Source organism: Vibrio tapetis subsp. quintayensis, from assembly GCF_030409945.1.
In the GTDB taxonomy this organism is placed as follows: Bacteria; Pseudomonadota; Gammaproteobacteria; order Enterobacterales; family Vibrionaceae; genus Vibrio; species Vibrio quintayensis.
Window position 1 is genome coordinate 342,128 of sequence record NZ_JAUFQV010000032.1, and the last position, 16,608, is coordinate 358,735.

Consider the following 16,608-nt stretch of genomic DNA (forward strand, 5'->3'; position numbering starts at 1 on the left):
GATAAAAATGAACGACAGTCGTCAGTTAGCTAAAAATAAGATCTTAATAATGACATTACAGGGAGCGGTTTTGGCATGCGCTGTCGCTTTGTCTGCTTCGTGGCAAGCCATTGCACTCATGTGCGTGCTTATCGCATTGCACTGGAGTGTTACCTCACTCGGTGCTCAGAGTCATTCCAATAGTACTTCATCGTCTGGCAAACACAGTGACGGCCGTGAGGGCATTCAAGTTGTTAATGACTTATTGCGTTACGAAGTTACCCACATTAACGACTCACTTACTAAGCAATACCAAGTTACCAATGAATCTGTGATAACGCTTAACGACAGTTTTTTTGGCCTGCAAGAATTATCTCAAACTCAAAATCAAGTTTCAGAGCAATTGGTGAGTAATTTCCTCGCGAATGAAAACAGCGAATACAGCTTGAGAAATGTCTTACCGAAAACTGAAAAAATCATCAGCCAGTATATCGAAATATTGATCAGTGTTTCAGAGCGCAGTATTTCTGCAGTACATAGCATTCATGATATGTCGAGTAAATTGGACAAGGTGTTTGGGTTACTCGACCAAGTAAGAGGGCTGTCGGAGCAAACCAATTTACTGGCGTTAAATGCAGCGATAGAAGCGGCAAGGGCGGGGGAGTCAGGCCGAGGTTTTGCGGTAGTGGCATCAGAAGTTCGTAATTTGTCCGTGCGTTCAGAAGAGCTGAATAACTTGATTCAAGCCGAAATCAACGTGGCACAAAGTACGATAAAAGAGGCGGATAAGACCGTGGGTGAAATTGCCTCGATAGACATGACCATTGCTATTGAATCAAAAGATCAAGTGGAGGAGATGTTGCAAGGTGTGCAGCAAACCAATACCGAGGTTCGATCTGAAGTGGACAGATTACGTGAAATCGGTTCTCAACTGACGCAACAGGTAGGGAATGGGATTAGGGCGTTGCAGTTCGCAGACATAGTGTCGCAGCAAGGGGAGCATGCGATGAAAAGCGTAACGTTACTGGATGAGTTAACCCAAGAAATAGAGCGTTACCAACAGGGAAAAGTACAAATGTCAGAGTTTATTGATACGGTTTCAGAGTTTAAAACTAAAGCGAAGAGTCGCGGCGAGGCCGCTGCACAACAATCAACCATTGATGAAGGCGAAGTCGAGCTTTTTTAGAGAGGTTTTATGTCAGTTACATGTGAAGTAGATAACAGTCAACGATGCGTCACCATTTCCATTGAGGGGGCGTTTGGTTTCAATTTGGTGCATGAGTTTCGTCAAAGTTATGCAGAGCAACAGAGTTATAAGTTTGTCGTCGACTTTCGTAAAGTGGACTACATAGACAGTGCTGGGCTAGGTATGCTGTTGAATATGCACAAATACCTAAAGCAGTCAGATGGTGAAATTACCATCGCAAACAGCATGCCTCAAGTCAAAAAGATATTACTGATCTCTCGCTTTGATAAGAAGTTCTCTATTGAGTAAACCTCATCGATAAGGAAAGAATGGATGCGCGTAGTTATTGTTGATGACCAGAAAACCAATCGAGAAATGTTTCGCTATATGTTGCTCAGCATCGCGAGTGATATAGAGGTTTTCGAAAGCGGTGAGGGCGTGGTTGATGCACTCAAGCAAGCAGAGCAACTTCCCGATGTCATTTTGATGGATGTCATGATGCCCGTTAAAGATGGCTTCACGACGGCAAAAGAGATAAGAGCGGAGTTTAAGCATGTGCATATTCCAATCATCTTTCTGACCGTATTGGATGATAGGGATTCATTTGGCCGTTGCCTATTCTACGGAGATGATTTCATTTTAAAGCCCGTTGGGCGCAGCACATTACTTGCTAAAGTCCAGGCACATTACCGCATTGCGAAAATGCACAACGAAGTGAGCCAGCAAAGAGACGAATTAAGCCATTTCCATGAACAAGTGAAATATGACTACGCAATGTCTGAGTCGATATTTACTAATTTGGTTGAAGAAATGACGCGAGACCTACCGAGTATCGACTATATTTCTACGCCCTCTACGGTTTTTAATGGCGATCTTATTGTGGTTGCAGACCGGCCTCAAGGTGGTGCCTATGTGATGATTGCTGATGCGACAGGGCATGGTTTACCCGCCGCTATTTCAACCATTCCGGCTTCACGCGCTTTTTTCTCGATGGCAGAAAAGGGTCTGTCTCTTGGCGAAATTGTCATCGAAATCAACAGTTCGTTAGCGCGATTCTTACCTTTAGGGATGATGGTTGCAGCGAGTGTATTTGAAATATCCTCAAATGGACAAGATGTGATGTGGTGGGGAGGTGGTCTACCTGATGGCTTTATTCTCGATGAAAACGGTAAGATCATCAAAAACCTCACCTCAGAACACATGCCTTTGGGCGTGCTTGCCAATGACGAATTTGAAGTCAACTTGTTAAGGTTGAGGCTCGAGCGAGGCCAGCAAATTGTATGTTATACCGATGGTGTGACTGAGGCTGCTAATTCAGATGGGGAGCAATTTGGTGAGGATCGCCTAAAGGCGGTACTCGACGGATGCCGATCCGTGATCCCAACTTTAAACGCAGCGGTGAACGACTTTGCAGTTCGCAAGAAGTCCGATGATTTATCTATTCTGGCCATGACATTTCCGATTTTGCACTCCAACGTAAAGCCGCATGACTACGAAAAACCGTTTGTTAGCAGTGTTCCATTGAGTTCGACATTACGCTTTTCCAAACAGACACTGAATGACGTGACATTAATGGCTGAAGTGCGAAGCTATTTGTCTGGCATCATTAGTGGGGGACAAGACCTTGACCTGATTTGCTCTGTACTTTCTGAATTATTAGCGAACGCTCTAGAGCATGGCTTGCTTGGGCTAGAATCAAGCATCAAGTCTGATGAAGAGGGTTTCTTTAAATACTATCAATTAAGAGAAGATGGCCTTAGGAGCCTTGATGATAGTGCCTATTTGACCTTAACTTTCGACTATTATCCAACAGACCGTAAATTGCATATGGTCATTGAACATAATGGAAATGGCTTTGATCATCACACCGTACACAGACAAGCAAATGACGAAGTTCATGGACGAGGTATTATTCTCGTTTCAGAGCTTTGCGAAACGCTTGAGTATTCAAATAGTGGCACCAAAGTCGAAGCGATTTATCGGCTTACGCTCTAAGCCTTATTTATGAATACGAGAATATTCATGAGCCAAATGTGTAACTGTTTGTAAGTATAAAATGATGACTATTGGGTTTTCTCTCGAATATATGGGGTTAAAGTCTCAATAAATTAATTAAAATCAATATTAGGTGAGCTTTTTAAGAAATTCGCTTCTTTGGTTATTTATTCGGTAATGGGATTAGTGACGCCCGCCTTAATTTGAAGATAAAAATCCCTTTTTTCAGAGTTAATTCGATACACTCATTCCATAAATTTAGCTTTATTTGTAGATCGAGAACGAGACTATGTGGAAAGAGTTCATCAAAATGTCTGATGATGACCAATTTGTCATAGCGCTGATGCCAAACAACCAAATGGTGGAAACCACTTTCAGTGAGGTTGGAATTGAGCGAGCGCTAGACGATATTGGCGCGTCTGCATTATTTATGGACGAAAAAGCCATTCAGTCTTTTGTTGCGGCAGCAAAAGGAAGCAAAAAAGAAGCCTTTCAGGGAATCAAAGTCGCTTATCGGAAGAACGCGGTGGTTGAGGTTTCCTTAGAAGACAGCGACATGCTCGCTAAAATGACGATCCATGGTGCATGTGGTGGTCGTGGTCTTCGTGGTTCTGAAATCGTTGAAGCACTAACCAATGCTCATGTTAAAAAAGGCATTAATAAGCTGGCACTTAAAAAAGTGCTCGCGATGAGTAAACGTGTTCCGGCGAACGAGTCCTTTGTTCAAGCGGTCGCGGTGGGTCAGAACCCTAAAGATGGTAAAGATGCACAATTCATTCCCCTTGTTCCTGATGTCAGTTCTCGTGTTCTAAAGCCTCAAGAAGTAAATAATGTCACTCATAAAGTTGATATGCGCAATTTGGGTGAAACCATCACTGTTGCAGAAAACGAAGAAGTGATGCGACGCGTGCCAGCTACAAAAGGAACGCCAGGTTATACGGTTACCGGGAAGTCCATTCCGCCTAAGCCGGGAACAGATAAGCTGATTAAAGAGGGCAAGGGCACCAAAACATCAAAGCAAGATCCTAACTTATTGCTCGCCTCTGTCTCCGGTATGCCGATCATAAAAGACAACTCCGTAGAGGTTGATAACGCATTGTGTTTGAAGAAAGTTGATGTCTCTACTGGGCATATCAAATTCAAAGGTTGTGTCGTTATCACTGGTGATATAGAGCCCGGTATGAAAGTGCTCGCAACGGGGTCAATTATGGTCGGAGGGTTTATTGAGTCTGCTGATGTTCAAGCTCACGGCGACATTACCGCAGCAAAAGGCATCATCGGCCGGCCAATTCATGAAGATGAAGAAGTCGCGTGCGTGGTTCGTTCAGGTGGCACGATTACGACCAAATACGCTCAGTATTCAAAGTTGCAGGCTCATGAGCACATTAATATGGCTATCCACTGCCTTCAAAATGAAGTTCGTTGTGGCGGCGACCTAACGGTTTCTGATACGACAGGAAAACAAGGAGCCTTAAGTGGAGGCCATGCTCAGGTTGGCGGTAAAATCTCTTGCGTTAATTTAGGGGTTGAGGGCGGGGCATCCACATTGGTCGAGCCATGTGCACGCTACAATAAATATAAAATAGGCATTGAAAAACTAAAAGAAAGTTACAAGGATGCACAAGAAGCGACAATGAAAGTCGTGCGCGCCGAAATGGAATTAGCCAAAACACCCAAACGCGAACGTACCCAAGAAATGACCGACAACGTAGCGAGCCTTAAATTAGAAAACACCCAACGCTTAGCGCGGATTAAGAAAAAACTCGATTTGGTCGAACTAGAATTTGCTCAAATGTTAGAAGTGAACAACGTCATCGCGACGAATAAAGTGTTCTCGAAAGTGACCATACAGTTCGGTGAAGATTCCATAACCACCAGGCGGCAGCATGGTCCATCTGAATTTACCTATAACCACTATGAAATCGAAATGACTCCATTGATGGATCAGTCGGTTGCCACTGAAAGCTAATGGGTCGGTAGATTCAATTCTTTGTAAATAAATGCAGCTTATCAGAAAATACAGCACAAAAAGGCGTGATGCTTATTAGAAGCATCACGCCTTTGTTGCTTCGCTATTTTATCATCATGTCGGCGTATGTAGCTTCAGTTCCATAGATTGGGTTGCTGAGTACGATACTGTATCGAAGTTAATCGTATCTAAATCCACTTTACGAATCATAGGATTATCGTAAGTGTGGAGGAAGTCGTATGCTTAGTCTTCAACATCAACTACATTGCCATACGCTACGATCGAGTTCCATGTTATTGAACATAGAGAACGCTCTGTTAATTCCCTCTTCACGGGCGTCGTTTGCTGGAGTGTTTTTCTCGTAGGCTGCATTTAGAGCTGCGATACGTGAGAAGCGATCTTCAGAGCTGGTGCTGAAGCCTGGAAATACTGCTCGGTTTTCGGTGTCTCGAACATTCACTTCGCTATCCGTGACAAAGACCAGCCATTTTTGTTGAATATGTGGATGGCACCGGTTACACGATTATCTATGAAAATGACCTAGGCATCATGACTAACGATCCGTCATACCCAGTGCAAGCGGAACTGGCTAATGCGGCAATCAAAGAAGTGAATGGGCGTACGACCAATACAATTGCTAGTTTTGATGTAACATACACCGAGGCGGCCAAGAGGCGCCTTTATTATGGGGGGGTTATCTCTCTTGTTTCCATTAGCAGCCCTTGTGCTATTGAGGCTTCTTTTTTTCTGTTCGTAATAACCGATAAGTGCTCATTTAGAGATCTAACTTGGGCTGAATAAAGTCGATAAATGCTGAAATACGTTTCGCAACAGACGATGATTTGTAGAATACCGCATTGATCTGCTCTCTTCCTGTATCGCTCAACTTCTCACTTTCTAATAGTGCTAATAAACGTCCCTCTTCGATATCTTTTTTGACCATAAATCCAGAAAGACAAGCGATACCATTTCCCGCTAATGCCAGTTGTCTCACCGTTTCTCCATTGCTAGAAGTCAGAGTGGGACTTAAAGATTCAAAACCTTTCAAGGGCCAGTGATTGAGAATTTTAGGGCCTGAAAACCCAATCGTTTGATGTGACGCCAGTTCACACGATTTTTGCGGGAATCCACGTCTTGATAAATAATCTGGAGCTGCCACGATGTATAACAAACTTCGACCTAACGGCCTTGCGTGAAGTGTTGAATCAGTCAACTGGCCAATTCGAATGGCTAAATCAGCTTTCTTTTCCAGTAAATCAACAAACCCCTCGCTTGAAGTTAGCTCTAACTCGATGTGTGGGTATTCTTGACTAAATGTTTGTACGAGAGGGATAAGCTGATGAAAAACAAATGGGCTAGCGGCATCCACACGTAAACGCCCAGTGGGAAGTTCACCTCTCGTGATTATTTCTTCTTCTGCTTGTTGTATCTGGAGCAAGCCAACGCGAACTGACTCTATAAATTGACACCCTTCATTAGTTAATTCTATTCGCCTAGTGGTTCGGTTAAGTATCGATATTCCCAGTTGTTTCTCTACCTTACTTACCGCCCTTGATACGCGGGCCACTTGAATATCCAATGCCGACGCGGCTGCCGTAAAGCCACCACTATCGACTACCGTCAATAATATCTCTAAATCGTCAGATCGCGTCCGCATATCACTTCCTAGCATATGTAAATATATATTGTTGCATTTTTAACAAAAATCTTTTGTTGAAACCACTATTTTTGTCAAATAGTTACCTAGGCATAATGCCGTTATCAACATAGACAGCGGTATTACAGGTGAGCCATATTTGCTATATCGCTGAATTTCCTTAAATAAACATAAGCGATTAAATCATGCCCTTAGCACTTTTTGCACTGACGCTCAGCGCCTTTGCGATAGGAACGACAGAGTTTGTTATTGTTGGATTGATCCCAACAATGGCTAACGATTTAAGTGTCTCTTTACCCTCCGCCGGACTTTTAGTTAGCCTTTATGCCCTTGGTGTTGCTATTGGCGCTCCTGTTTTAACGGCGTTAACCGGTAAATGGAACCGAAAGCACGTACTACTGGCGGTAATGTCTCTCTTTGTTGCGGGTAATCTACTCGCTTGGCAAGCCCCAGGATACAACACCTTGGTTGTTGCTCGCATCTTGACCGGTCTTGCGCATGGGGTGTTCTTCTCAATTGGTTCAACTATTGCGACAGGGTTGGTTTCTAAAGAAAAGGCAGCTAGCGCCATTGCTATTATGTTTACAGGTTTAACCGTAGCGCTTGTTACTGGTGTTCCACTTGGTACCTATATTGGCCAAGCTTTTGGTTGGCAGTCTACATTTCTTATTGTTGCGGCTTTGGGTTTAATCGCATTATTAGGCAGTGCTTTTTTGGTTCCGAGTAACCTAAAGCAACCTCTTGCGGCAAAACTATCTTCGCAACTGAAAGTATTAACACAACCGCGATTGCTTTTAGTCTATGCCATCACAGCGTTAGGTTACGGTGGTACATTTACCGCATTTACATTCCTCGCTCCGATTTTAGAACAGGTGTCAGGGTTCAACCCAAGCGCTATCAGTTTAATCATGTTGGTGTATGGCGTTTCTGTCGCTGTTGGTAACATCTGGGGCGGAAAAATGGCTGATAAAATGGGGCCTATTAAAGCGCTGACGGTGATATTTTCGGGGTTAGCGGCTATCTTAGTTTTGTTTAATTTTACAGCAGCGAACCCTATATCGGCAGTGGTAACGATATTGGTTTGGGGGGCTTTTGCGTTTGGTAATGTTCCGGGACTGCAAGTTTATGTCGTTAAGTTGGCAGAAAAACACACCCCAGATGCAGTTGATGTAGCATCTGGGCTTAACATTGCCGCCTTTAATGTTGGTATTGCACTTGGATCTTGGGGCGGGGGAGTAATAGTGACTGAAGCCGGACTGATGCACACCCCGTGGGTAGGCGCTGTCATCGTTCTAATTGCTTTAGCCTTAACCCGTTACAGTGGTCAATTGGATAAACACAATGAAGCTAAAAATGAAGTGCTTGAGACTGCGTAAATAACACTGTCATGTTGGCCAATGTCGTTTTATTTGGCCAACACAATGATTGTTGTTTAGTTAATCGATACCATTTCCCGTGTTTTTCTCATCGTAAATACGATGACAGAGGTTATTCGTCCGGTGCTTGCTGTATGTATTATTGCGAGTTCGCGGCTATAATTTTTCAACGACTCCGCCCATGGTTTTCGAGTTGATTTCTGGCTTCAAGTAAAGAGGGTGGTATTGGCTACCTGTTCGGTCAATGTAGGCCGCTTTTAAACCTGCTGATAACGCACCGTGTGTATCCCAATCATGAGTGGCCACAAGGCGAAGGTTTTCTACGGACTCTCCCAGCACTTTGCCTGCAAATTTATATACATCCGGGTTTGGTTTGAAACTTCCGGAGTCTTCGACAGATATAATCGTATCGAAAAAATTTATTAATCCCGAATTATTCATTTGAGCAGAGATCAGGTTCAGAGATGAATTAGAAAAAGCCACCGTTTTAAACCCGCTCGCACGCAATTTATCTAAAGCTTCTTTGATATCTGAGTGTGGTGGTAAATTAGAAAAAGAGTCTAATAGTTCATTCCGTTTTTCATCCGTTAAGCGACAATTATAATGTGCGGCAACGGAATCGAGCATTGCATTCGCTAATTCAGAGAAGTTTGAATTGACATTGGTGGTAATACAAACAGTGGATGAATGCAATAGCTTTGAAAACCAGAGTGATAAAGCATCTTCACTGCCGAAAGCATCGCTAAATTTGGGCTTCAAAGACTCCAAATTTAAAACAGTTTCATTTATGTCAAAAAGTATGACTTCTTTTTTCATGATTAACCTCGGCACTAATTTGACAAATACCCCCCCAATGCTTGCAAACCTCCAATATTAGTCTTAAAAACAATGAGGTAGACGCATGCCGCTGCATTTTATCTACAACATGTCTAAAAATTTTAATCGCGGTATTGTTAAACTAGCATCGTCTTTCGCAGTTTCACAGCCCCATTGTTATATATTTAGAACCGCTCGTTAACGGTGCTTTTTATGTGTGTTACTTAAACTTAGCGATATGGCGCTTATACTTTCTCTCACGCCACCACCAAATCAAAAAACTTAAAGGAATAGCACCAATTGATGCCCAAAAGCCACTCATGAATATATCGGTAGTTTGCGTCCAACTCCAAGCGGTTTCTGATATAAATATCAGTTCAATACTTCGTCCTATCATTATGCCTAAAATAGCAGGAAGTGAAGTTCGGACAACAAACCGAACGATCCCTTTTTTTCGCTCGATTTTCCACTCGGAAAATTCGGTATCCGGGTCTTTCATCCCTCCTCCTTGCGATATTTTTTATGAGTTTAGCTGAGGTAAATACCTGATTGTCTTAGCTGTTGCTTTAAATCCAGAACTTGGATCTGAGTTAAAATCAGTTGAGTAATGGCAACCGTACCCGCGAAGATTGATAATGCGGAAATGACCCAGCTCCAATTAATACCTATAAAAATGTATGGAGCAGCAAAAGCAAAAGCATAAGAAGCTGCCGCATTAATGGCCTGAATAAATTCGTTAGCAGCAATCTTATAGCTATTACTTCGACTCTCGTACGAGATTCTCACCTTAGTCCCAGCTCTATGAAACTTGCAATAAACAACGTCCTTTTGACCATCAAAGGGAATATCGTTAAGTTCTAGGATATCCCTAACCCTATCTAGCATTTATCTCTCCTTGATACACGGGCTCGTAATGAGTGATTACTCGGCCTCATCAACGTACTCCATTTGCTTGTTCACAGAAACGGCAATGATAAAGGCTAAAGACATAGCAATTGACACTCGAAGAAATGCAGATGGCAAGAGGGACTGTGCCAAAATGACAAATGGCCCAGAGAAACCACCGACTAGCGCTCCTAGATAAGCTCGCCTCCGGTTCCATTTCATCAACGCGCCACAATCAATACATCGATACTTCGTCCAATGTGAACTGAAGATAAACCAGCTAAGGGATACCTTTTTCTGACACTTGGGGCATTGCCTTGCTTTCATAGCAGCCTTGTAAAACCAAATAAAGAACATATGCAATCACTTGCTTTTAGGGGTGTCAATCCTGTTTGCTAGGTTTGCGAGCAAGTTCATAGAGTTCTAACGCTAGATTCTTGTAGCCTCCGCCAACCGAGACAACTGAAAGGCGAACAGAATAAGGATAATGACGATGGAGAAAACAGAGGATAAACGACGAAGCGAAAGAAGACGAAAACGGCTAACTAACTGATAAGATGGCTATCGCAACCTTATTTCAGCCTCACTCGCCTGAGAAAAGCCTCAGGGCGATGCGCCGACCATAACTATAAGAAGTGGCTGTGGGCTTGTCCAACTTATAGCGTAGTGCTAACATTTGTACACACACAGCTTAAAGGAATATGTCATGGACACTAGAATTCAATTTCGTGTTGATGAAGAGACCAAACGCCTGGCACAACAGATGGCTGAGAGCCAAGGCCGAACACTTAGTGATGCTTGCCGTGAACTCACTGAGCAGCTAGCTGAACAACAAAGAAAAACACTATCGCATGATGCTTGGTTAACAGAACAAGTAAACCAAGCATTTGAAAAGTATGACTCAGGTAAAGCCGTTTTTGTTAGCCACGATACAGCAAAGTCTCGAATGGAAGAACGTAAAGCAAAAATCCGTAACCGAGGCGATCAATGATTTTGTGGGGCGAGGAGTCTTTGAACGATCGTGAGAAAATCTTTGAATTTTTATACGATTTTAACCCTGAAGCCGCTGAAAAAACTGACGAGCTAATCGAGTCGAAAGTTGAACTCCTTTTAGAGCAGCCTTTTATGGGTGTTCAGCGAGATGGAATTCGAGGGCGATTACTCATCATTCCAGAGATTTCAATGATCATCGCCTACTGGGTTGAAGGCGACATTATCCGTATCATGCGCGTGCTACATCAAAAGCAAAAATTCCCGACGAGCTAACCTCCGGCATTGGGCAACTAACGCAAATATCTCTCTGCGCAGCGCTTAATCCTCATTGGTTATGTTTTTTAATTCGTATGCTAAGCAAGTACTATTTATGGTCTTCCTTGCCCTGCAAATACTCTTCATACACTCTAGAAACCCATTGATGAATATGAAACCCAGTTTTACGAACAAGATACCAATCTATAGCCGTTAAAATTACGAAACCAATTATAGTACCCATTAGAAATCCTCCATAAATACTAAACCAATTTTAACCAGAAATGGCAAGTGTTGCGAATCAGCGTGGAGCGCTTGTTATACCGCTTGGTTTATAAATTCGAAGACGATGTAATCATTGTAACCGTCTTAGCTGTGGGTAAACGTGAACGTAGCGATGTTTACCGTAAAGCAATGAAGCGTATAGATAGTTGATTGCGGTATAAATGCTTGTATAAGACTTTTTACTAACGAACTAACCCCAAAATTTTCTTGAATACAGGGGCTCGACAGTCCTTTACAAGTTCATATAAACACATTTCCACGCCTGTAATTTCGACACCGATACTTTGTAAACGATTAACGCCGAGCTGTTTATTTAAATAAGTTCGAGATGAAACACAATCACTGACAAGCTCCACTTTGTAACCCAACTCGAGTAAACCTTTTGCTGTTTGATAAACACAGATATGTGCTTCTATACCGCAAATAAGCCAGGTATCTACTTTTTGGCTTTTAATTGAACTCAAGAATGCTGAAGATTCACATCCGTTAAAAGAAAACTTAGTTATACGCTCGTGATTAAGGACTGTATTGAGTTCTTCGACTGTAGAGCCTAATTTATCAGGATTTTGTTCGAGAGTAATAATCGGTAATTCTAAAGCCTGAGCGCCTTTAATGAGTTTCTGACAATTAGAAATTAAAGCTTCACTTTCATAAACTAAACGAGCGAGTTTACCTTGAATATCAACGACGATGAGTCCAGTATTTTCTCTATTCAACATACCAACCCTTTCAAGTTTAAATAAGCCTTATAACGCCTTGTATGGATACTAATCACTCAATTAGGGTTATGTGAGCCCCAGGCTTTAGCAGCAACTAAAGCTTTCTATGTGGTAGTTTGTTTAAACGCTGCCTCCTCTGTCGAGAGACCGATAACAAACATGAACCCCACATAGGACTCTAAGCATAAACCTCGAATAGTCGACTGAGTCTCGACCCCGCATTTCGCAAGCAAGAGTTAGCTTATTATGAATACAAACATACTTCAAAACATTAATGTTGGTGTTGATACTGGCAAGTCACAACTCGACATTTACATCCGTCCACCCGATATCTTTTTCACTGTGCCGCACAACGATAAAGGCATCAAAGAGGCGGTCAAAACCATCAAAAGAACATTCACTACAACGTATTGTCGTCGCAACCTTACCTCAACCTCGCTCGCCTTGAGAAAAGCCTCAGGGCGGTGCGCCCACCACACCAGATCGCACAATTTACTATAAGAAGTGGCAACGGGCTTGTTCAACACTCGGGATTTAACGTTGGCTGCGCAGTGCTTAATCCTTATTTATTATCTGTGTGATCGTTTTACATTTTTATAGGTAATTAACTGACCTGTCACACCTATAGATGCGATGAGTACACATAACCCGTTAAACACTGCATCATCGACATACACAGACAAATAGAGAAGAGCTAACACACCAGCGAAGGGGAGCAGAATGGGCATAGCCTTGTCATTTATAACCTGAGCTTTGGCAAACACTTGATAGTTGTCTAGGACCAAATCAGATATTAGAAGTACTTGAGCTACAAACAATATGTTCATCAATGGAAATAACCATGATACCCAACCTTCAGCTTCAGTATACAGAAAGTGAATAAAACCAGTATGAGCTAATATTGAAAGCACTATAGTCGTGAATATTCTGGAATTATCTTGTGTTCTAGTTCTATAAGATCGACGAGACATCTTTACCAATGATTTTATCGATATCAAAAAAATGGCTAACCACGCGACAACTAGATACATAACAATGATATTCCTATTTAATTTATTCTAGAACGGCAAGGAAGTTGCATTCTTTCACACAGCTAACGTCTGCATAACAAGTTTGCTATTATACAGACGTAACTCATTTTTAATGCGTTACTCATTGAAACTAAAGGCAAACTGACAGCGCCGAGTGTAGCAAATCTTGTTGATGCATTTGTTATATGCGTTCTTAAAGTGAGCCAAGTTACTTATCTCAAAACTGACCTGAGAAGCATCATTTAACCAACTATTTAGAATATTCCATCAACTCAACTGGAGCGCCGTTTACTTCAATAAATGCAACAACTAAGCCTTCACTTGGTGAATTAGGTTCAATTATGACTTTCTTACCTTTAATTTCAGCCATTAAGTCATCAACTTCAAAAGCAGCGTGAGGAACTGTTTTTACCAATTCAGGATATGGAGCATCAGCCCAAAAACGCTGCCACTGGATCCCATAAGGATTATTCTGATGGTCAGATACTGTCATTTTCAAATGAGGTAAATCTATTTCATCATCGAAGCGTTTTGTTGTTGGTATACCTAAATGATTGAACTTCATTGAATATCCTTATTAGTTCCACTTAAATGCTTGTTATGTTTACTTTTTAAGCCACTTTACATTAGTTTTTTGAATACCTAGACCACTTTTAAATTTAATTGGAAATTCTAAAGAAGGTTTTCCAGCCCAGCCACGCTCTAAGTATAAATTATATCCAACGTCGGCTTTTTCATATTTTACTGACGACAACCAAATTCCATCCCAATCACCAAGAAACTCGAGGTCATCTAAGCTTTGAGGATAAACACCATTTCTGATTTTATGAAGTTCAATAATTGAAATCGCCGATACAAAGTTTTGCGTACCGAATTTTTCGTCCGCACCAGGCACCTCAAAATTACAACCTGATAGAAGTAATATTAAGAAAAGGCTGAATATATACTTGAACATTGGAAAATATCCTTAACTGCGGTGTAACGCCTAATTCTTGCGAATCCCCTCATAATTAACCATAAAAACAATGAGGTAGACGCGCACCGCCGCCTTTGATCTAATGAATATCGCCAAACACACATTTTAATCAAATGAGCTCACGATGCGCGATATTCAGATTCTACAGCAAACCTTACAAAACCAATGCCCCTCGACTCACAAAAAACGGCTTAATTCTCTGATACTTGCCACAAAGAGCGTGCTTGATGGCTCTGATTTAACCCTGACTAAGCTAGGTCGTAAACTAGAAACGAATACCACGGTAAAACATGCAATTAAGCGTGTTGATAGGCTACTTGGAAATCGGCAACTCCACCGTGAAAAAGACCTTATTTATAAATGGCATGCCCACTTAATAACGGAGGCGAATCCCTGCCCAGTAGTCCTTGTTGATTGGTCTGATGTTCGTGAGCAGCTTCGTTATATGACGTTAAGAGCATCCGTTGCTCTGAATGGGCGAGCCATCACAATCTTCGAGCAAGTTTTTGAATATGGCCAATATAACTCACCTAAAAGTCACCAATCATTCCTCGATAAATTACAGGATATTTTGCCCAATAAAACCTGTCCAATCATCGTTTCTAATGCCGGTTTTCGGAATACTTGGTTCCGACAAGTTCAGGGAAAAGGTTGGTTTTGGTTAGGTCGTGTCCGAGGCGAAGTCTCAATAAAACAACCGGATAAACCGTGGGTCTCAAACAAAAATTTTCATCCAAATGCCGTTCATAAACCAAAATACCTTGGTCATTGTTTATTGGCCAAAAGAGCGCCGATACCTTGTGAAGCCTATGTTTACAAAGGATTAGAGAAAGGGCGAAAAGCCCAGCGCCACAGTAGAACCAGTCAAAAGCACTCCGCTACTCATCTTTACCAACGCAGCGAAAAAGAGCCGTGGTTACTCGCGACTAACGTCCCTCGACACATCTTAAATGAAGCACAAATTACTAATCTGTACGCAAAGCGTATGCAAATAGAAGAGTCATTCCGTGACCTAAAAAGTACCGCTTATGGGATCGCACTTCGTCACAATAGAACTCGCTGTACTAAAAGGTTAGATATTCTGCTTCTAATTGCGTTGCTCGCTGAAATCGTGATGTGGTGGAATGGCCTGATTGCGGTCCAAGCCAAGTGGCATTTTGACTTCCAAGCCAACAGCATTAAACATCGCCGTGTCCTATCAATTCCTCGCCTCGGAAGAGAAGTGCGGAATCACCGGCGATACCAAATTAACGAGTCTCAATACCAATGGGGTATGTTCGAATATCAAAGGCTGACGCACAACTCAGGACTGAGGGAATTATGAGGGGATCCGTCAGCGCCTGCATAACACGTTTGCTACGATACAGGCTTAGCTGAATTTTACTGCCTTAATCACTGAAACTAAAAGCAAACCGACAACGCCGAATGTAGCAAATCGTGTTGATGCATTTGTTAGAAGTTTACTCACCTAATGCTCCGACTTTCCTTTTTCGCGTCATGTGGGAAACAGTTTGTATACGTACGAGAAACATGACTTTTGCCATTGTCATCTACGACTACACAAACTAGATTGCACGGATTTCCCAATGCACTCCGCCAATTATGATGACGCTCCTCATAATCAGCTTCAAATTCAACGTAAACGTATGCTGATCTAATCCACTCAATCGGGATTGAACGTTTTATAAGTAACCCTTCAAATATCTTTGAATAGCGCTCAGTCATGAGGTCAAAATGCGGGTAATATGGAGCAATCCGTTGGGAGCAAAGGTCTATAGAAACACACTTGCTTTGAAGGTGATCTACGAACAGGTATAGCTTACCGATACCCCAATAACCATCGACATCATTGTTTCTACTCCGAAACGAACCAATAATACCGCTTGCAATACTACCTAGTTCTCTCCTACGTCCCATATTTATCCCTAAAACTTCTAACGCCCAATTAAGTAGCTGACAACACTACGAATATACCCAAATTTACCACCGAAATCACTGAAGCTAAACTAAGCTGAAAATGCTAAGCGTTGACAGTTTGCTTCAATTGCTTGCTATGTACGTATTTGAAATTGTACTCCTGAGCATTCCAGTACCACATCGCCAAACTCGCCTACCAACCTAAATTTTGGACAACTATCATCAAAACAATCGATATTTCCATAATCAATAGAACCGTCAATATCTTGCGTGCACTTAACTAATTCTTGCTCTAACAGACCCGTTATATGAATTACATTGGAGAAAATTATGCGACCAACCTTATAGCAAGTATGTTCATTATTTGTAGGTAAATCGTAGTATGGCGAGTCGGGCCAAATACTAAACTCAACATTAATTACTAACCTTGTTTCACTCAGGGACCACCCGAGTACAAAAGAATCTTGCAGGTCTATCCCATTAAGATAATTCAAATTTAAACCTCTAGTACATAGACATAATGACCCCCACGAGGTGCTAGCCTCCAATATCGTGGGTTAGCTTGAAGC

Annotated in this window: 18 protein-coding genes and 2 pseudogenes; 10 read left to right on the plus strand and 10 right to left on the minus strand. The window is 42.0% G+C overall.

The genetic code is table 11. From position 1 onward, the window contains the following. Window positions 1-7: 7 nt before the first annotated feature. The 4 genes from QWZ04_RS17115 (at window position 8) to QWZ04_RS17130 (ending at window position 5,129) form a co-directional block, all read left to right on the plus strand. Window positions 8-1,165, plus strand: coding sequence for a methyl-accepting chemotaxis protein (locus QWZ04_RS17115; RefSeq protein WP_290329465.1), 1,158 nt, complete (start codon window positions 8-10; stop codon window positions 1,163-1,165). 9 nt (window positions 1,166-1,174) lie between these two features. Beyond that, entirely contained in the window at window positions 1,175-1,474 is a 300-nt protein-coding gene (locus tag QWZ04_RS17120; protein ID WP_290329466.1) for an STAS domain-containing protein, read from the plus strand. 24 nt (window positions 1,475-1,498) lie between these two features. Continuing rightward, window positions 1,499-3,160: an ATP-binding SpoIIE family protein phosphatase gene (locus QWZ04_RS17125; protein ID WP_290329467.1), complete on the plus strand. Its 1,662-nt coding sequence runs from the start codon at window positions 1,499-1,501 to the stop codon at window positions 3,158-3,160. 289 nt (window positions 3,161-3,449) lie between these two features. Then, a complete protein-coding gene (locus tag QWZ04_RS17130; protein WP_290329468.1) occupies window positions 3,450-5,129 on the plus strand; it encodes a flagellar assembly protein A in 1,680 nt (559 codons plus the stop codon). A gap of 256 nt (window positions 5,130-5,385) precedes the next feature. Here the strand turns inward: QWZ04_RS17130 and QWZ04_RS17135 are convergent, their stop codons facing one another. Next, window positions 5,386-5,589, minus strand: a complete 204-nt coding sequence (locus QWZ04_RS17135) for a hypothetical protein (RefSeq protein ID WP_290329469.1) — start codon at window positions 5,587-5,589, stop codon at window positions 5,386-5,388. A 315-nt stretch (window positions 5,590-5,904) separates the two neighbouring features. Continuing rightward, a complete protein-coding gene (locus tag QWZ04_RS17140) occupies window positions 5,905-6,786 on the minus strand; it encodes a LysR family transcriptional regulator (protein WP_290329470.1) in 882 nt (293 codons plus the stop codon). A 185-nt stretch (window positions 6,787-6,971) separates the two neighbouring features. On the opposite strand from QWZ04_RS17140, the gene QWZ04_RS17145 reads away from it, so the two are divergent. Then, window positions 6,972-8,162 (plus strand): MFS transporter, encoded by a 1,191-nt coding sequence (locus tag QWZ04_RS17145; protein WP_290329471.1) that lies wholly within the window; start codon window positions 6,972-6,974, stop codon window positions 8,160-8,162. A gap of 156 nt (window positions 8,163-8,318) precedes the next feature. Here the strand turns inward: QWZ04_RS17145 and QWZ04_RS17150 are convergent, their stop codons facing one another. From QWZ04_RS17150 to QWZ04_RS17165, 4 genes are all read right to left on the minus strand, one after another. Continuing rightward, window positions 8,319-8,978 (minus strand): haloacid dehalogenase type II, encoded by a 660-nt coding sequence (locus tag QWZ04_RS17150; protein WP_290329472.1) that lies wholly within the window; start codon window positions 8,976-8,978, stop codon window positions 8,319-8,321. A 220-nt stretch (window positions 8,979-9,198) separates the two neighbouring features. Beyond that, complete coding sequence (locus QWZ04_RS17155; protein WP_290329473.1) at window positions 9,199-9,477, minus strand: hypothetical protein; 279 nt, start codon at window positions 9,475-9,477, stop codon at window positions 9,199-9,201. Window positions 9,478-9,506: 29 nt separating this feature from the next. Then, on the minus strand, window positions 9,507-9,863 hold the full coding sequence (locus QWZ04_RS17160; protein WP_290329474.1) for a hypothetical protein: 357 nt from the start codon (window positions 9,861-9,863) through the stop codon (window positions 9,507-9,509). A 36-nt stretch (window positions 9,864-9,899) separates the two neighbouring features. Further along, entirely contained in the window at window positions 9,900-10,085 is a 186-nt protein-coding gene (locus QWZ04_RS17165; protein ID WP_290329475.1) for a hypothetical protein, read from the minus strand. Between the two features lie 484 nt (window positions 10,086-10,569). On the opposite strand from QWZ04_RS17165, the gene QWZ04_RS17170 reads away from it, so the two are divergent. From QWZ04_RS17170 to QWZ04_RS17180, 3 genes and pseudogenes are all read left to right on the plus strand, one after another. Further along, window positions 10,570-10,854 (plus strand): type II toxin-antitoxin system TacA family antitoxin, encoded by a 285-nt coding sequence (locus QWZ04_RS17170; protein WP_290329476.1) that lies wholly within the window; start codon window positions 10,570-10,572, stop codon window positions 10,852-10,854. Further along, window positions 10,851-11,129: a type II toxin-antitoxin system RelE/ParE family toxin gene (locus tag QWZ04_RS17175; protein ID WP_290329477.1), complete on the plus strand. Its 279-nt coding sequence runs from the start codon at window positions 10,851-10,853 to the stop codon at window positions 11,127-11,129. Before QWZ04_RS17170 ends, QWZ04_RS17175 begins: the two co-directional genes overlap by 4 nt. Window positions 11,130-11,432: 303 nt before the next feature. Next, window positions 11,433-11,546 (plus strand): annotated as a pseudogene (locus QWZ04_RS17180) (type II toxin-antitoxin system RelE family toxin); the annotation flags it as partial. Between the two features lie 32 nt (window positions 11,547-11,578). Here QWZ04_RS17180 and QWZ04_RS17185 read toward each other — a convergent pair. After that, window positions 11,579-12,115: an isochorismatase family protein gene (locus QWZ04_RS17185; protein WP_290329478.1), complete on the minus strand. Its 537-nt coding sequence runs from the start codon at window positions 12,113-12,115 to the stop codon at window positions 11,579-11,581. Between the two features lie 246 nt (window positions 12,116-12,361). Between QWZ04_RS17185 and QWZ04_RS17190 the strand changes: the two are divergent. After that, window positions 12,362-12,508: pseudogene (locus tag QWZ04_RS17190) on the plus strand (IS110 family transposase); the annotation flags it as partial. 888 nt (window positions 12,509-13,396) lie between these two features. On the opposite strand, the gene QWZ04_RS17195 reads toward QWZ04_RS17190, so the two are convergent. Together QWZ04_RS17195 and QWZ04_RS17200 are read right to left on the minus strand one after the other, a co-directional pair. Beyond that, window positions 13,397-13,711, minus strand: a complete 315-nt coding sequence (locus QWZ04_RS17195; protein WP_290329479.1) for a VOC family protein — start codon at window positions 13,709-13,711, stop codon at window positions 13,397-13,399. Window positions 13,712-13,750: 39 nt separating this feature from the next. Next, entirely contained in the window at window positions 13,751-14,101 is a 351-nt protein-coding gene (locus QWZ04_RS17200) for a hypothetical protein (protein ID WP_290329480.1), read from the minus strand. A 145-nt stretch (window positions 14,102-14,246) separates the two neighbouring features. On the opposite strand from QWZ04_RS17200, the gene QWZ04_RS17205 reads away from it, so the two are divergent. Then, window positions 14,247-15,446: an IS4 family transposase gene (locus QWZ04_RS17205; RefSeq protein ID WP_290329481.1), complete on the plus strand. Its 1,200-nt coding sequence runs from the start codon at window positions 14,247-14,249 to the stop codon at window positions 15,444-15,446. A gap of 140 nt (window positions 15,447-15,586) precedes the next feature. On the opposite strand, the gene QWZ04_RS23570 is transcribed toward QWZ04_RS17205, so the two are convergent. Beyond that, window positions 15,587-16,039 (minus strand): hypothetical protein, encoded by a 453-nt coding sequence (locus tag QWZ04_RS23570; protein ID WP_435433625.1) that lies wholly within the window; start codon window positions 16,037-16,039, stop codon window positions 15,587-15,589. Window positions 16,040-16,608 lie beyond the last annotated feature (569 nt).